This is a genomic window from Sphingomonas sp. 320_CC (genome assembly GCF_059691795.1).
This window is the reverse complement of record NZ_JCAWAE010000004.1, coordinates 242,685-258,533: the sequence shown is the minus strand read 5'-3', so window position 1 is coordinate 258,533 and position 15,849 is coordinate 242,685. Positions and strand designations below refer to the sequence as shown.

Below are 15,849 nucleotides of genomic sequence, written 5' to 3'. Positions count from 1 at the left end.
ACCAAGCATGACGTTCGAGACCATCTATACCGACGGCGATATCGATACCAACCCGACTGCCAATCCGCATATCAACGACCTGATCGAGTCGCGCTATTCGCGTCGCCAGACCTTGATGGGCGGCATGTCCGCAACCGCCGCGGCGGTGTTCGGCGGCATGTTGCTGACCGGGTGCGACGACGACAATGACGGCAACGGCTTGAGCCCCGTCACGGTGACGGCGACTGCCGGCGGCAGCTCGACCGCGGGTCGCGTCGCGACGCTGACCGGTGCAGCGATCGGCCAGGTCGACAGCGTGACCTGGACCCAGACCGCCGGCCCCGCCGTCACGCTCGCCGGTGCCTCGACCGCCACCGCGACCTTCGTCGTACCGGGTGCTGCTGCCGGGACCGTCCTCAGCTTCCAGTTTACCGCGGTTTCGGCCAGCGGTTCGGTCAGCGCGACGACCAGCGTGACCGTCGGTGCTGCATCGCTGGGCTTCACGGCCGTTGCGAAGAGCCTTGCGGATGTCGTTGCAGTGCCTGCGGGTTACGCGGTGACGGTCTTGTACCGGCTCGGCGATCCGATCGGCAGCGGTGTCGGCGCGTATGCCAATGACGGTACCGACGCGACCTTCTCGAAGCGCGCGGGCGATCATCATGACGGCATGAGCTATTTCGGCATGTCCGCCACCGGTACCCCGGACGCCAACGGCAACACGCGCGGCCTGCTCGTGCTCAACCACGAGAATATCACGCAAGCCTATCTGCATCCCAACGGCCCGACCACGACCGCTGGCGTCCGCCCCGAAGCCGAAGCGCTGAAGGAAATGGAATGCCACGGTGTGTCGGTCATCGAAGTCAACCGCGCCGCCGCCTGGAGCTACACCACCGCCTCGTCCTTCAACCGCCGTATCACCCCGCTGACGCCGATGAGCTTCTCGGGCCCCGTGCGCGGTGCCGACAGCCTCAAGACGCGCTACTCGCCGGATGCCACCACGGGTCGGGGCACGATCAACAATTGCGCCAATGGTACAATGCCTTGGCACACGTACCTGACAAACGAAGAGAACTGGGTCGGGTATTTCAAGCGCGAAGTCGGCGACGCGGCGCGGCGCGCGGCAACTGGCCCTGTGGGCGTAAAGGCGAACACGTCTCTTACGCGCTACGGCAAGGGCGAGAGCAACACCGGCGGTAACTACGGGTGGTCGACGGTCACGCCAGCGGACACGACGAGCACGATATATTCGCGCTGGAACATCACCGCACAGGCCAGCGCGCCGGCCGATGGCACGGGCGATTTCCGCAACGAGATCTTCCAGTACGGCTGGGTAGTCGAGATCGATCCGTTCGACGCAGCCTCGACGCCGCGCAAGCGGACCGCGCTGGGTCGTATGAACCACGAAGGCTGCCAGATCGGCCGGACGATCGCGGGCGTGAAGCCGGCCTTCTACATGGGCGACGACGCGCAGAACGAGTATATCTACAAGTTCGTGTCGGCGACACCGTGGTCGGCAGCGGATGCGAGCGCCGCGAACCGTCTCGCGATCGGTGACAAGTATCTCGATGCTGGAACGCTCTACGTCGCGAAGCTCGCGGCGGATGGCAGCGGTCAGTGGTTGCCTCTGGTGTTCGGCCAGGGGCCCCTCACCTCGGCCAACGCAGCCTATCCGTTCTCGAGCCAGGTCGATGTGTTGATCAACACGCGACTGGCAGCGGATGCTCTGGGTGCGACGCGGATGGATCGTCCGGAGTGGACCGCAGTCAATCCGGCGACCGGCGAGATGTATTGCACGCTCACCAACAACTCGTCGCGCACGGTGGCTACCGCGGACGCCCCCAACCCGCGCGCCTATGTCGACCCCAAGACCACGGGCGGCCAGACCACGGGTAATGCCAACGGCCACATCATTCGTCTACGCGAGACGGGCGACACGTCCGAGGCAACGACGTTCGCTTGGGACATCTATGCGTTCGGTGCCGGTTCCGATCTGGATGCAACCAACATCAACCTGTCGGGTCTCGATGCGACCAACGACTTCTCGTCGCCGGACGGCCTGTGGTTCGGCCTGCCGAGCAACGCGTCGGGGACGATCGCACCGGTGATGTGGATCGAGACGGATGACGGCGCATTCACGGACGTCACCAACTGCATGCTGCTCGCCTCGGTACCGGGGATCGTCAACGATGGCGGCACGCGGACGGTGACCAACACGATCGGTGCGGCAACCGGTTCGGTAACAACGCGGGTCGGCAAGGCACCGGGCGCGGCACTGCGCCGCTTCCTGGTCGGGCCCAAGGAGTGTGAAATCACCGGTATCCATACGACGCCGGATGGCCGGTCGCTGTTCGTCAACATCCAGCATCCCGGCGAGAATGGCGGGCCGACGAATATCACGAGCAGCTGGCCAGCCAACCAGGCGGGTGCGGTGACGACCCCTTCGCGGCCGCGATCCTCGACGATCGTGATCACGAAGACCGACGGGGGTGTGGTGGGGCTTTAAGCTTCTCGGCGAACTCGCGATCCTCCCCCGCAAGGGGGAGGTGGCACCGAAGGTGACGGAGGGAAGGACACGGAACGGCGGTTATCCTGTCCGCCCCCTCCGTCTGGCAAGTGCCAGCCACCCCCCCCCTGGCGGGGGAGGATTTTAGGCGCTCCTCGATCTGCACAGCGTGCCCCGCCCCGGCGGAGGCCGGGGTCCAGTTGGGGGACGTTGCTGATTGGCGCTGCGCTTCGTTATTGCCACCTCTCCAACTGGGCCCCGGCCTTCGCCGGGGTGGGGCAGGTTCGAGGGGTGGTGCAGTTTCAGGGCGGTCGCGTCTCGTAGGCCTAGACCGTCCCCGCCGGAATCCGCGCGAGAGCCTCCTGCTCGATCTTCTCCAACTCATCCCGTGTCTGGACGATCGCTTCGCGTTGCGCATCGAGCAGGTCGATCCGTTGCCGACACCGTTCCGCCAGCGCGCGCATCTGTTCCACATGTTGCGGGTCGGCGTCGTAGAGGTCGAGGAACTCCTCGATGTCGCGCAACGTAAAACCCAGCCGTTTGCCGCGCAGGATCAGCTGCATCCGGGCCACTTCGCGCCGCGTGTAGACGCGCGTCGTACCGATCCGGCAGGGCTCGATCAGGCCCTTGTCCTCGTAGAACCGCAGCGTCCGCGCGCTCACGCCGAGCATGCGCGACACCTCCTGTATGCCGGTCAGATCGTCCTGTCGGTCGTTCACGCGTCCACTCCCCTCGCCTCCGACGCCGCCGCCTTTGCGGTCTCTTCAGCGACAAGTTCCTTTTTAGATAGCTTGCCGATCAGCGTCTTGGGGAGACTGTCGCGGATTTCGACCTCGCGGGGAAGCTCGATCTTGCTGATCTTGTCGCGCAGAAAATCGCGCAGTTCGAGCGGGGTAGCGACCGCACCTTCGGCCAGTACGACGAACGCCTTCGGCGCCTGCCCGCGGTATTTGTCGGGCACGCCGATCACCACCGCTTCGAGCACCGCGGGGTGTTCATATAGCGCCTCCTCGATCACGCGCGGATAGACGTTGTAGCCGCCGGCGAGGATCAGGTCCTTGATCCGGTCGACGATAAACAGATAGCCGTCGGCGTCGAGATGGCCGACGTCGCCGGTGCGCAGCGCGCCGTCCGCGAACAGGTCTGCGGTGGCAGCGGGCTTGTGCCAATAGCCTTGCGTGATCTGGGGTCCGCGCGCGCAGATCTCGCCATTCTCGCCGATTGGCAACAGGCGCGTCGGGTCTTCGCGATCGCGGATCTCGATCGTCGTGCCGGGGAACGGCAGCCCCGCGGAGCCTGGCTTGTTGAGGCCATCGATCGGGTTGCACGTGATGATCGGCGAGGCTTCAGACAGGCCATACCCCTCGCAGAGCTTGGCGCCGGTCGTTGCCTCGAACGCGATCCGCACCTCCGCCGGAAGAGGTGCGCCGCCCGAGATGCAGGCGTGGATCGAGGACAGGTCGATCTTCTGCGTCTCGGCGGCGGTGGTGATCGCGGCGTAGATCGTCGGCACTGCGGGGAAATAGCTTGGCTTGGTCCGCTCGATCGTCTTGAGCAGTTGCTGTAGCTCGAAGCGCGGCAACAGGATCATCTCCGCGCCGGTGCGGATCGAATAGGTCAGCACTGTGGTCAGCGCGAAGACGTGGAACAGCGGCAGCGCGCCGAGCACGCGGTCCTGGTGGGGCTGCTCGCCACCGACGAACACCACCATCGCGTCGGCGTTCGCGACGAGGTTGGCGTGGCTGAGCATCGCTGCCTTGGGCTCGCCGGTGGTGCCGCCGGTATATTGCAGCACCGCGACTTCGTCCGGGGTGACCGCGACCGGGGACGGCGCGCCCTTCGCCTTAAGCAGTGAATCGAACGTCGAATGCCGCGCATCACTCGGTGCCCGACCGATCTCGGCGCGCTTGAAGATGCGGTAGGCGATCGACTTCACCGTCGGCAGCGCGCCGGCGATCGGACAGGTGATGACATGCTTCACGCCCATCTGCCCCGCGACCTTGAGCACGCGTGCGTGGATCTCAGCAATGTCGCAGGTGGCGATGATCGTCGCGCCCGAATCCTCGAGCAGATGCGCCAGCTCGCGCTCGACATAGAGCGGGTTGACGTTGACGACGACGCCGCCCGCCTTGAGGATCGCGAAGAACAGGATCGGATAATAGGGCGTGTTCGGCAGGCACAGCGCAACGCGCGTGCCCTTCACGACACCCATGTACTGGAGCCCGCGGGCTGCCCGGTCGACCGACTCGCCGAGCGCGGCATAGGTCAGCGTCCGGCCCATGAAGTCGAGCACGTTGCGCGACCCGAACCGCTGCACCGACAGGTCGAGCATGTCGCCCAGCAGCCGCGGCTCGCCCAGCAACGGGACGCCGATCGCCTTGCCCCCGGAAGTGTCCTGCATCTCGCTCTCCATTGCTCAGTGTGCGTAAGCCATATTGTCGGCCGCTTCACCTTGACGTAAAGGTGAGGTATCGCACCTTAAGGGTAACCCGCAAGCGTTAACCGGGTCGACCGCAATATGAGAGGATCATCGTGACCAACGTCGTCATCGCCGGGTACGCCCGTTCGCCGTTCCACCTCGCCGGCAAGGGCGAACTCGCCCGCGTCCGTCCGGACGATCTCGCCGCGCAGACGATTCGCGGGTTGCTCGACAAGACCGGCGTCGATCCGGCCGAGATCGAGGACATCATCCTCGGCTGCGCGTTCCCCGAGGGCGAGCAGGGCCTCAACGTCGCCAAGCTGATCGCGCAGATCGCCGACCTGCCGATCTCGGTCGGCGGGATGACGGTCAACCGGTTCTGCGGATCGTCGATGAGCGCGATCCATATCGCCTACGGCCAGATCGCGGTCGGCGCGGGCGACGCGTTTATCTGCGCGGGCCTCGAATCGATGAGCCGCGTACCGATGGGCGGCTACAACCCCCTCCCCAACCCCGAACTCGCGAAGAAGAGCGCCGGCGCATACATGGGCATGGGCGAGACCGCCGAGAACGTCGCGCGCAACTACCAGATCACGCGCGCCGAGCAGGATGCGTTCGCGGTGAAAAGCCAGGACAAGGCTGCCGCGGCGCGCGCCGATGGCCGCCTGTCCGACGAGATCGTGACGATCCAGACGAAGGCCGGCCCGGTCAGCCAGGACGGCACGATCCGCGCCGGCACGACCACCGAAGCGCTCGCCGGCCTGAAGCCTGCGTTCAGCGCGGATGGGTCGGTGACCGCCGGCACCTCGTCGCCGCTGACCGATGGCGCGTCCGCGGTGCTGGTTGCCTCGGAAGAGTTCGCCAAGAAGCACGGCCTGACGATCCTCGCGCGGATCAAGTCGATCGGCGTCTCGGGTTGTGCTCCCGAGACGATGGGGCTCGGCCCGATCGGTGCGTCGAAGAAGGCGCTGGAGCGTGCCGGGATCACTGTCGCCGACCTCGACGTGGTCGAGATCAACGAGGCGTTCGCGAGCCAGGCGATCGCGTGCATCCGCGATCTCGGGCTCAAGGACGAGACGATCAACCTCGACGGCGGCGCGATCGCGATCGGGCATCCGCTCGGTGCGACCGGCGCGCGGATCGTCGGCAAGGCGGCTGCGCTCTTGTCGCGTGAAGGTGGCCGTTATGCGCTGGCGACCCAGTGCATCGGCGGCGGTCAGGGCATCGCTACGGTGCTGGAGCGCGCATGATGGTCGACGTTGTGAAAAAGGTCTGCGTTATCGGCGCGGGCGTCATGGGTGCTGGAATTGCGGCACAAGTCGCTAACGCCGGCATTCCGGTACTGCTGCTCGACATCGTACCGCGTGACCTCCCCGAGGGCGGCGACCGCGACGCGGTGGCGAAGGGCGCGGTCGCCAAGATGCTCAAGACCGACCCCGCCCCCTTCATGTCGAAGCGGGCGGCCAAGCTGGTCGAGACGGGCAACATCGACGATCACCTCGACCGGGTCGCCGAGTGCGACTGGATCGTCGAGGCTATCGTCGAGCGGCTCGACATCAAGCAGGCGCTCTACGCCAAGCTCGAAACGTTGAAGCGTCCCGGCACTGCGGTGTCGTCGAACACCTCGACGATCCCGCTCGGCAACCTCGTCGAGGGGCGGTCGGACCAGTTCAAGGCCGACTTCCTCATCACGCACTTCTTCAACCCGCCGCGCTACATGCGGCTGGTCGAGATCGTCCGCGGTGAGCACACCGACGTCGCGGTCGCCGAGAAGGTCGAGGATTTCGTCGATCGCTTTATGGGCAAGCGGATCGTGCGGGCGAAGGACACGCCGGGCTTCATCGCCAACCGCATCGGCACCTACTGGCTGGCGATCGCGATCAACGCGGCGATGGACCAGGGGCTGACCGTCGAAGAGGCCGACCAGATCGGTGGCCGTCCGATGGGAGTGCCGAAGACGGGTATCTTCGGGCTTGTCGACCTCGTCGGTGTCGATCTGATGCCGTTGCTGTCGAAGAGCCTGTCGTCCACGCTGCCCGCTGGCGATCCGTATTTCGATACGGTGCGTCCGCTGCCGCTGGTCGACAAGATGATCGCGGAAGGGTTCACCGGCCGCAAGGGCAAGGGCGGGTTCTACCGCTTCGATAAGGCGACCCGCACCAAGCTGTCGCTCGATCTCGCAACCGGCGAGTACCGTGCGGAAGCCAAGCCGGCTGAGTTGCCGGGCAAGACGGGCAAGGATCTTGCGGCGCTGATCGCGGAGCCGGGCAAGATCGGCACCTATGCGTGGACGATCCTCGGCAACACGCTGTCCTATGCGGCGATGCTCGTCGGCGAAGCGGCGGACGATGTCGTCGCGATCGATGACGCGATGAAGCTCGGCTACAACTGGAAATACGGGCCGTTCGAGCTGATCGACCGCATGGAACCGGGTGTGCTCGCCGCGCGCCTCGCCGAGGAAGGTCGCGACGTTCCGGCGATCCTGAAGACTGCGGGCGATCGTCCGTTCTACCGTGTCGAAAACGGGCAGCATCAGTATCTCACTGCGGACGGTGAGTATGCCGACGTGCCGCGCGCTGACGGCGTCGAGCTACTGGAGGACATCAAGCTCCGCTCGCGACCGATACTTACGAACCTGTCGGCGTCGCTCTGGGACGTCGGCGACGGCGTCGCGGCGCTCGAGTTCCACACGAAGATGAACGCGCTCGACGATCAGGTCGTGGCGCTCATCAACGAGGCGATCCCGGTCGTGCGCGAGCGCTTCAAGGCGCTGGTGGTTTATAACGAGGCGTCGAACTTCTCGGCGGGTGCGAACCTGGGCGCGGCGATGTTCGCGGTCGGAGCGGGCCTTTGGGACATGGTCGAGGCCAGCGTCTCGGGCGGCCAGCAGGCGTACAAGGCGCTCAAATACGCGCCCTTCCCGGTCGTCAGCGCGCCGGCCGGGCTCGCACTTGGCGGCGGGTGCGAGATCCTGCTTCATTCGGACGCGGTGCAGGCGCATGCCGAGACCTATGCGGGTCTTGTCGAGTGCGGCGTCGGTCTCGTTCCCGGCTGGGGCGGCAATGGCGAGATGCTCGACCGCTGGACCAAGTCGCGCACGCTGCCGAATGGGCCGATGCCGGTGCTGACCAAGGTGTTCCAGGCTGTCTCCACCGCGCAGGTCGCCAAGTCGGCGGCGGAGGCGAAGGAGATGATGATCGTGCGCAAGGCCGACGGCATCACGATGAACCGCGACCGGTTGCTCGCGGATGCGAAGGCCAAGGCGTTGTCGCTGGTCGAAGGCTATGCTCCGCCGGAGAAGCCGACCTTCCGTCTGGCAGGCGCGAGTGGCCGTACGGGGCTGAACATGGCGGTCGCGGACTTCCACAAGAAGGGCATGGCGACCGACTACGACCTCGTCGTCGCGGATCGTCTGGCCGAGGTGCTCACTGGCGGCGAGGCCGATCTGGTCGACACCGTGACCGAGGACCAGTTGCTCGAGCTTGAGCGCGCGGCGTTCATGGCGAGCGTGAAGGATCCGCGGACGCAGGCGCGAGTCGTGCACATGCTGCAGACCGGCAAACCACTGCGGAATTGAGCCGCCACTCACTTCGTCACCCCGGACTGGTTCCGGGGTCCACCGTTCCGCGTTCTCGACCTCTTCGAGTTTGCGGAACGGTGGACCCCGGAACCAGCCCGGCATGACGGAGGCGCTTGCGACGTGACGGAGTGGGCTTATGAACACTTTTTCACCGCCCGAAATCAGTAAGAAGACTTGACTTGTCTTCGTACAATTCTAGTCGGGACCGATAACTGCCGTATACGGCAACGAGGTCGCGATAACGTCGCCGGCTTTACGAGATTTTAGCGACCGTACGCATACGGCGCGCCAAACGACACTAGGAGAGGATAGAAGATGTCCCTGTTGATCGCCACCGCCCTGCTCGCCGGCGCGTCTGCCACGCCCGAGACCGTCATCGGCCGCTGGAAGACCGAGACGCACAACGCCATCGTAGAGATCGCTCGTTGCGGCCCTTCGATCTGTGGCAAGATCCTCACCTCCGACGCGTTGCGCGCGAATCCTTCGATGAAGGACGCGAACAATTCGAACACTGCGCTGCGCAACCGCCCGATCCAGGGTTTGCAGATGCTCAGCGGGTTCAAGTCTGACTCAGGCGGCGTCTGGAGCAGCGGCCAAGTCTACAACGCCGAGGACGGCAAGACGTATAGCGGCAAGATCACCCCGCTCGGCGCGAACCAGTTGAAGCTGCGCGGCTGCGTCTTCTTCCCGCTCTGCAAGACCCAGACCTGGACGCGCGTGCGCTGAGGCGCGGCTTCCACCTCCCTATTATCAGTATAGCTTTCAGGATCTTACCCATGATGCTTCGCACCAAAGCTCCGCTTCTCGCGGTATCAGCGCTTGTCTCCGCCTTCGGATTCGCCAGCACCGCCTACGCCGACGCTTTCTATCTCCAGGCGCAGTCCGCGCGTGGCGCCGGTCGCGCATTCTCGGGCGAAGGCGCCGATACCGGCCCTGACTCGCTGTGGTGGAACCCGGCCGCGATCGCCGGCATCCGCGACGGCAGCGCGACGCTGAGCGCAAGCGCGATCCTGCCCAAGGGCGACGTCGTCGACACCGGCACGCTCATCGGCCGTCCAACCTTCTCGCCGACGACCGGCCGGCCAACCGGATTCAACTATGCGCCGGTCGGCGGCAACGGTACGTCGAGCGATCCGATCAACAAGGGCGTCGTTCCGTCGGGCGCGATCGCCTATCCGCTGACCGACCGGATTGCGATCGGCGTCGCGGTGACGTCGCCGTTCAGCTTCACCACCAATTACGAAGCGAACAGCTGGGCACGCTACAGCGCGGACAAGACGCGGCTGCGGACGATCGATATCCAACCGTCGATCGGCGTTGCGGTGACCGACTGGCTCCGTGTCGGTGGTGCGCTGAACGTCGAATATACCGATGCGACGCTCAACAATGCGCTCCCCAACCTGTCCGCGGCGCTGCCCGACGGCTTCCAGGAGCTGAAGGGTGACGGCTGGGACTTCGGCTGGACCGCAGGCGTGCAGCTTCACAACGACTTCGCCACCGTCGGTGTCAGCTACAAGTCGAGCATCCGCCACAATCTGAAGGGCAGCCTGAACGTCACCGGGCTGGTCGGTCCGCTGGCAAGCTCGAACGTTTCGATCGATGGCGCCAAGGCGAGCTTCAACACGCCCGGCCAGGTGATCGTCGCCGGTCGCATCCGTGCCACCAACGCGCTGACGCTGAACGCGCAGGTCGTCGCGTACAATTGGAGCAAGTTCGACACGATCGATCTCGGCGCCCCGCTGAACACCGCGATCCCCGAAAACTACCAGGACAGCTGGAGCCTCGCGGGCGGCTTCGATTACGCCGTCACCCCCAAGGCGACGATCCGCGCGGGTGTCCAGCGCACCAAGACGCCGACTCAAGACGGATTGCGCGATGCCCGAGTGCCCGACGCCGATCGCTGGACCTATGCGGCGGGTGGCTCGTACCAGCTGACCTCGCGCATCGCGCTCGACGCCGCCGCGCAATATGTCGATTTCGAAAACACCACGATCGACCGCAGGACGGCTGCCTATGTCGGCACCGCCGCACAGACGAACATCCTGACCTCGGGCGCACTGCGCGATGCGTCGGCCGTCGTGCTGTCGCTCGGTGGCCGGCTGAGCTTCTAAGGGTTCTGCCGTCACGATCCCCCCCTCGCGGGGGAGGATTTTTATACCTCGACCAATCTCAAACCGTCGGCGTAGACGCCCTGCTTGGCCGCGTACGACGCGGCGGACATCTTCAGTCCCGCAATCGTTTCCGGGGAGAGTTCGCGCACCGCCTTGGCCGGCGCGCCGACGATCAGGCTCCCGGCCGGAAACACCTTCCCCTCCGTCACCAGAGCGTTCGCACCGATCAGGCAATCATCGCCGATCACCGCGTTGTTGAGGATCGTCGCGCCCATCCCGACCAGCACGTTGCTACCGATCGTGCAGCCGTGGAGGATCGCGTGATGGCCGACCGTGCAGCCCTCGCCGATCGTCAAAGGCGCGCCGGGATCGGAGTGCAGCATCGCGCCTTCCTGTATATTGGTCCGCGCGCCGACCAGGATCGGCGTGTTGTCCGCACGGATCACCGCCCCAAACCAGACGCTCGCCCCCTCCCCCAGCCGCGCGTCGCCGATCACGTCGGCGGACGGCGCCACCCAGACGTCGTCAGCCAGCCTCGGTCGTTTACCCTCGATCTCATAGAGCGGCATCAGGCAGCGTCCCTTTCCTTCGCCCGCGCGCGGAACGCGTGGAGCAGCGGCTCGGTATAGCCGCTCGGCTGCGTGAGACCATCGAACACGAGCGCCCGAGCGGCCTGAAACGCTAGGCTCTCGTCCTCATGACCCGCCATCGGCCGGTACAGCGGATCGCCCGCATTCTGCGCATCGACCTTCGCCGCCATTCGTCGCAGCGCCGCATCCGCCTCCTCGGGGGTGGCGATACCGTGGAGCAGCCAGTTCGCCATGTGCTGCGAACTGATCCGCAGCGTCGCGCGGTCCTCCATCAGGCCGATGTCGTGGATGTCGGGCACCTTCGAGCAGCCGACACCCTGGTCTACCCAGCGCACGACATAGCCGAGGATACCCTGCGCATTGTTCTCCAGTTCCTCGCGCACCTCGTCCGGCTGCCAGTTGTGGCCGGTCGCGACCGGGATCGTCAGCAGCGCATCGAGCGAGGCGATCGGTTCCGCCTTGCGCTCCGCCTGCCGCGCGAACACGTCGACGCGGTGGTAATGCGTCGCGTGCAGCGTCGCGGCGGTTGGTGACGGCACCCACGCGGTGTTCGCGCCGGTCATCGGATGCGCGATCTTCTGCTCCAGCATATCCGCCATCCGGTCGGGCGCGGCCCACATGCCCTTGCCGATCTGCGCCTTGCCGCTGAGCCCGCAGGCGAGCCCGATCTGGACGTTGCGATCCTCATACGCCTTGATCCACGACGAAGCCTTCATCTCGCCCTTCCGGATCATCGGCCCGGCGCGCATCGAGGTGTGCATCTCGTCGCCGGTGCGATCGAGGAAGCCGGTGTTGATGAACACCACGCGGTCCTTCACCGCGGCGATGCACGCGGCGAGATTGGCGGACGTGCGGCGTTCCTCGTCCATCACGCCGACCTTGATCGTGTGGCGCGCTAGGCCGAGCAGGTCCTCGATCGCGTCGAACAGCCGGTTGGTGAAGGCGGCTTCGTCCGGTCCGTGCATCTTCGGCTTGACGATGTAGATCGAGCCTGCGCGGCTGTTGCGGATCGGGCCGGTGCCCTTCAGGTCGTGGAGCGCGATCAGCGATGTGACGATGCCGTCGAGGATGCCTTCGGGCGCCTCTTGGCCGTCAGCGAGCAGGATCGCAGGCGTGGTCATCAGGTGTCCGACGTTGCGCACGAGCATCAGGCTGCGGCCGGGGAGCGTGAACGCGCTGCCGTCGAGGGCGGTGTACTGCCGGTCCGGTTCGAGCGTGCGCGTGACCGTGCGGCCGCCCTTTTCGAAGCTCGCGGTCAAGTCGCCCTCCATCAGCCCTAGCCAATTGGCGTAGGCGGCGACCTTGTCCTCGGCATCGACCGCGGCGATCGAGTCCTCGAGATCGGCGATCGTGCTAAGCGCGGATTCGAGCACTACGTCGGCAAGGTTCGCAGGATCGTCACGCCCGATCGGACGCTGAGGATCGATCACAAGCTCGATGTGCAGGCCATTGTGACGCAACAGGATGTTGTCGCCCGCACGCCCGACGAGCTGGCTCGGATCGACAAGCTGAGGCGTGCCACCGGTCCAGTCGGTCCACGAACCGTTCGCCAACGGCACGGAGCCGTCGAGGAACGCCTTCGCCCACGCGATCACCTGCGCACCTCGGGCGGCGTCATAGCCCTTGCCGGACGCCGCGTCCGGAATCGCGTCGGTGCCGTAGAGCGCATCGTACAGGCTCCCCCACCGCGCGTTCGCCGCGTTCAGCAGGAAGCGGGCGTTGAGGATAGGCACCACCAATTGCGCGCCGGCGAGCGAGGCGACCTCCGCATCGACATTGGTCGGAGCGACCGCGAACGGCGCAGGCTCGTCGACCAGATAGCCGATCTCGCGCAGGAACGCCTGATACTCGGGCTGGTCGATCGGCTTGCCGACGCGGGCTTCGTGCCAGGCATCGACCTTGGCCTGAAGGTCGTCGCGAACCGCGAGCAGCGCCGCATTCTCCGGCGCGAACCGCGCGTAGATATCGGAAATGCCTTTCCAGAACGGGGCGGCTTCAAGCCCCGTCCCCGGCAACGCCTGCGTTTCGATGAAGTCCACCAGCGATGCGGCGACCTTCAGGCCTGCCTTTTCGATCATCTCGGCCATGCTGCTCTCCTATGCTCTGGTAGCACGATAGACGCCCGCCACCTTCGCCACTAGACATCATAAACCGAAAGCTGTTAATCGCCTGGAGAACGAATGGACCCCGACATCGTCCTCTTCGCCGAAGTCGTCCGCACCGCCAGCCTCAGCGCGGCGGGGCGTTCGATGGGTATCTCGCCGGCTATGGTGTCGAAACGGATCGCGCGGCTGGAGGCGAGGCTCGGCGTGCGGTTACTCAACCGGACGACGCGGCGGCTCGATCTGACAGCACGCGGGGCGGCGTATCACCGCGACATGGTCGAGATCCTAGCCGCGATCCGCGATGCCGAGGCGCGCGTGTCCGACCGCGCCGAGACGCCGGCGGGGCCGCTTCGGGTCAGCGCGCCAACCTCGTTCGGTCGTCTCCATATCGCGCCCCACCTGAAGCCGTTCCTCGACGCGCACCCTGCGATCGAACTCGACCTCGATCTGTCGGACGGCTTTTCGGACGTAATCGGCGACCGGCTTGATCTCGCGATCCGGATCGCCCCCGCCGTGCCGCCAAGCCTGACCGGCCACCGCCTCGCCGACAGCCGTCGCGTCCTCTGCGCCGCACCGAGCTACAGTGCCCCGTGCGATGCGGCCGATCTTAAGGAACACCGCCTGCTTGCAGCGAAAGGCCAGATGCCGTGGCGCCTGGCCGGACCCGAGGGCGACGTCACGATCGATCGCCCGAGCTATGTTGCGACCAATTCGAGCGAAGTCGTCCGCGAACTCACACTGGCTGGCGTCGGCATCGCGCTGCGCTCGCTTTGGGACGTGAGCGCCGACCTTTCGAGCGGCCGCCTCGTCCGCATCCTGCCGGAACTGGCCGGGTCTGCGGACGTCGGAATTTATGCAGTCCATGCGCGCGGCCCGGTGTCGTCGGGCACCGCTGCGCTGCTCGATTACCTGCGCGGTCTCTGGTCGCCGATGCCGCCGTGGGAGTCCTGAACCAAGTCGATCGTCACCCCATCGATCCGTCTCAGCATCGCCACGAACTGCTCGACCTCCGCCCCTGAGAACCCGGCGAAGATTCGCTGCTCCAGATCGAGCGCCTTCGGTGCGACCGACGCATAGAGCGTGTGACCGTCATCAGTCAGCCTCAGCAGGTGCGAGCGGCGATCCTCCGGGTTCGCATGCCGCTGCATCAGCCCGCGTTCGACCAGTGCGATGGCCGCTCGGCTGACGGTCACCTTGTCCATCCGGGTCTGCTGGCCGACCTGCTGCTGCGTGATGCCGTCCGCTTCGGCGACCACCGCAACCAGTCGCCACTCCGGGATCGTCAGCCCGAATAGTGCCTCATACGTGTCCGCCACCGCCTCGCTGACGAGGTTCGAAGTGATCGACAGGCGATACGGGATGAAATCGTCCAGAACGAGTGCATGGTGAGCCATGTAGAAATCGTAACGATTGACACCAGTTGTTCAACCCGCCAGATTGGTAACAACGGATACCAACTGTCAGGATGTGATCATGGACCATATGGACGTAAACCCGATGGGTCTCGACGGGTTCGAGTTCGCCGAATTCACCTCGCCCGATCCCGACCGGATGGCCGCGCAGTTCGAGCAGTTCGGCTTCGTTGCCGCCTCGACCCACCCGACCAAGGCTGTCACCCGCTACAAGCAGGGCCGCATCAACCTCCTGCTCAACCGCGAAGACGGCGGCCACGCGGCGGCATTCCGCGCGGATCATGGCCCGTCGGCGAGCGGCATGGCGTTCCGCGTTCACGACGCCAAGGAAGCGTTCGACGCGGCGCTAGCACGTGGTGCCAAGGCGGCTGACGCGAGCACGGGTGCGCTTGGTGAGGGCAGCTACGTTCTCGAAGGGATCGGCGGTTCGCTGCTGTATCTTGTCGACAAGCACGGCGCGGCCGGCAGCTTGTACGACGACTGGAACCAGGTTCCGGGCGCGGCTGAAGCGGAAGCCGCTAACAACGTCGGCCTCGATCTGCTCGACCACCTTACGCACAATGTGAAGCGTGGCCAGATGCGGACCTGGGCTGAATTCTATGGCCAGATCTTCGGCTTCGAGGAGCAGAAGTATTTCGACATCAAGGGCAAGGCGACCGGTCTGTTCAGCCAGGCGATGATCGCGCCCGACCGCGCGATCCGCATCCCGCTGAACGAGAGCCAGGACGACAAGAGCCAGATCGAGGAATTCATCAAGGATTACAACGGCGAGGGCATCCAGCATCTGGCGCTGACGACCGACGATATCTTCGAGACGGTCGAGAAGCTGCGCGCGCGCGGCGTCAAGCTGCAGGACACGATCGAGACCTATTACGAGCTGGTAGACAAGCGCGTGCCGAACCACGGCCACGATCTCGAACGCCTGCGCCGCAACCGGATCCTGATCGACGGCAATGTCGGCGAAGAAGGCCTGTTGCTCCAGATCTTCACCGAAAACATGTTCGGGCCGATCTTCTTTGAGATCATCCAGCGCAAGGGGAATGAGGGCTTCGGCAACGGGAACTTCCAGGCGTTGTATGAGAGCATCGAGCTCGACCAGATCCGCCGCGGTGTGATCACGGTCGACGCGTAAGTTCTAATCCCTCTCCCT

The 15,849-nt window shown here is 65.4% G+C and carries 12 protein-coding genes; 7 read left to right on the top strand and 5 right to left on the bottom strand.

Annotation, left to right across the window (positions count from 1 at the left end; all coding sequences use genetic code 11):
• Nucleotides 1-7: 7 nt before the first annotated feature.
• On the top strand, nt 8-2,482 hold the full coding sequence (locus tag AC59GX_RS16875) for a PhoX family protein (RefSeq protein WP_426282186.1): 2,475 nt from the start codon (nt 8-10) through the stop codon (nt 2,480-2,482).
• Between the two features lie 326 nt (nt 2,483-2,808).
• On the opposite strand, the gene AC59GX_RS16870 is transcribed toward AC59GX_RS16875, so the two are convergent.
• Nucleotides 2,809-3,201, bottom strand: coding sequence for a MerR family transcriptional regulator (locus AC59GX_RS16870; protein ID WP_120300301.1), 393 nt, complete (start codon nt 3,199-3,201; stop codon nt 2,809-2,811).
• Nucleotides 3,198-4,883: a long-chain-fatty-acid--CoA ligase gene (locus AC59GX_RS16865; protein WP_426282188.1), complete on the bottom strand. Its 1,686-nt coding sequence runs from the start codon at nt 4,881-4,883 to the stop codon at nt 3,198-3,200. The genes AC59GX_RS16870 and AC59GX_RS16865 overlap by 4 nt, the downstream gene beginning before the upstream one ends.
• Nucleotides 4,884-5,014: 131 nt before the next feature.
• On the opposite strand from AC59GX_RS16865, the gene AC59GX_RS16860 reads away from it, so the two are divergent.
• From AC59GX_RS16860 to AC59GX_RS16845, 4 genes are all read left to right on the top strand, one after another.
• Nucleotides 5,015-6,151: a thiolase family protein gene (locus tag AC59GX_RS16860; protein WP_497302105.1), complete on the top strand. Its 1,137-nt coding sequence runs from the start codon at nt 5,015-5,017 to the stop codon at nt 6,149-6,151.
• Complete coding sequence (locus tag AC59GX_RS16855; protein WP_497302143.1) at nt 6,151-8,478, top strand: 3-hydroxyacyl-CoA dehydrogenase/enoyl-CoA hydratase family protein; 2,328 nt, start codon at nt 6,151-6,153, stop codon at nt 8,476-8,478. The genes AC59GX_RS16860 and AC59GX_RS16855 overlap by 1 nt, the downstream gene beginning before the upstream one ends.
• A 318-nt stretch (nt 8,479-8,796) precedes the next feature.
• A complete protein-coding gene (locus AC59GX_RS16850; protein ID WP_353442603.1) occupies nt 8,797-9,207 on the top strand; it encodes a DUF2147 domain-containing protein in 411 nt (136 codons plus the stop codon).
• A gap of 50 nt (nt 9,208-9,257) precedes the next feature.
• Nucleotides 9,258-10,592 carry an OmpP1/FadL family transporter gene (locus AC59GX_RS16845; RefSeq protein WP_426282190.1) on the top strand — a complete coding sequence of 445 codons (1,335 nt, stop codon included), beginning with the start codon at nt 9,258-9,260 and terminating at the stop codon, nt 10,590-10,592.
• A 41-nt stretch (nt 10,593-10,633) separates the two neighbouring features.
• Here the strand turns inward: AC59GX_RS16845 and AC59GX_RS16840 are convergent, their stop codons facing one another.
• A complete protein-coding gene (locus AC59GX_RS16840) occupies nt 10,634-11,161 on the bottom strand; it encodes a gamma carbonic anhydrase family protein (protein WP_426282192.1) in 528 nt (175 codons plus the stop codon).
• The gene (locus AC59GX_RS16835; protein ID WP_426282445.1) at nt 11,161-13,260 is read right to left on the bottom strand and encodes a malate synthase G; all 2,100 of its coding nucleotides are present in this window, start codon (nt 13,258-13,260) and stop codon (nt 11,161-11,163) included. The genes AC59GX_RS16840 and AC59GX_RS16835 overlap by 1 nt, the downstream gene beginning before the upstream one ends.
• 102 nt (nt 13,261-13,362) lie before the next feature.
• Here AC59GX_RS16835 and AC59GX_RS16830 point away from each other — a divergent pair, with 102 nt between their 5' ends.
• Nucleotides 13,363-14,238 (top strand): LysR family transcriptional regulator, encoded by an 876-nt coding sequence (locus AC59GX_RS16830; RefSeq protein ID WP_426282194.1) that lies wholly within the window; start codon nt 13,363-13,365, stop codon nt 14,236-14,238.
• Here the strand turns inward: AC59GX_RS16830 and AC59GX_RS16825 are convergent.
• A complete protein-coding gene (locus tag AC59GX_RS16825; protein WP_426282196.1) occupies nt 14,193-14,681 on the bottom strand; it encodes a MarR family winged helix-turn-helix transcriptional regulator in 489 nt (162 codons plus the stop codon). The genes AC59GX_RS16830 and AC59GX_RS16825 overlap by 46 nt on opposite strands.
• A 79-nt stretch (nt 14,682-14,760) precedes the next feature.
• Here AC59GX_RS16825 and hppD point away from each other — a divergent pair, with 79 nt between their 5' ends.
• Nucleotides 14,761-15,831 carry a 4-hydroxyphenylpyruvate dioxygenase gene (gene hppD, locus AC59GX_RS16820; RefSeq protein ID WP_426282198.1) on the top strand — a complete coding sequence of 357 codons (1,071 nt, stop codon included), beginning with the start codon at nt 14,761-14,763 and terminating at the stop codon, nt 15,829-15,831.
• Nucleotides 15,832-15,849: the final 18 nt, after the last annotated feature.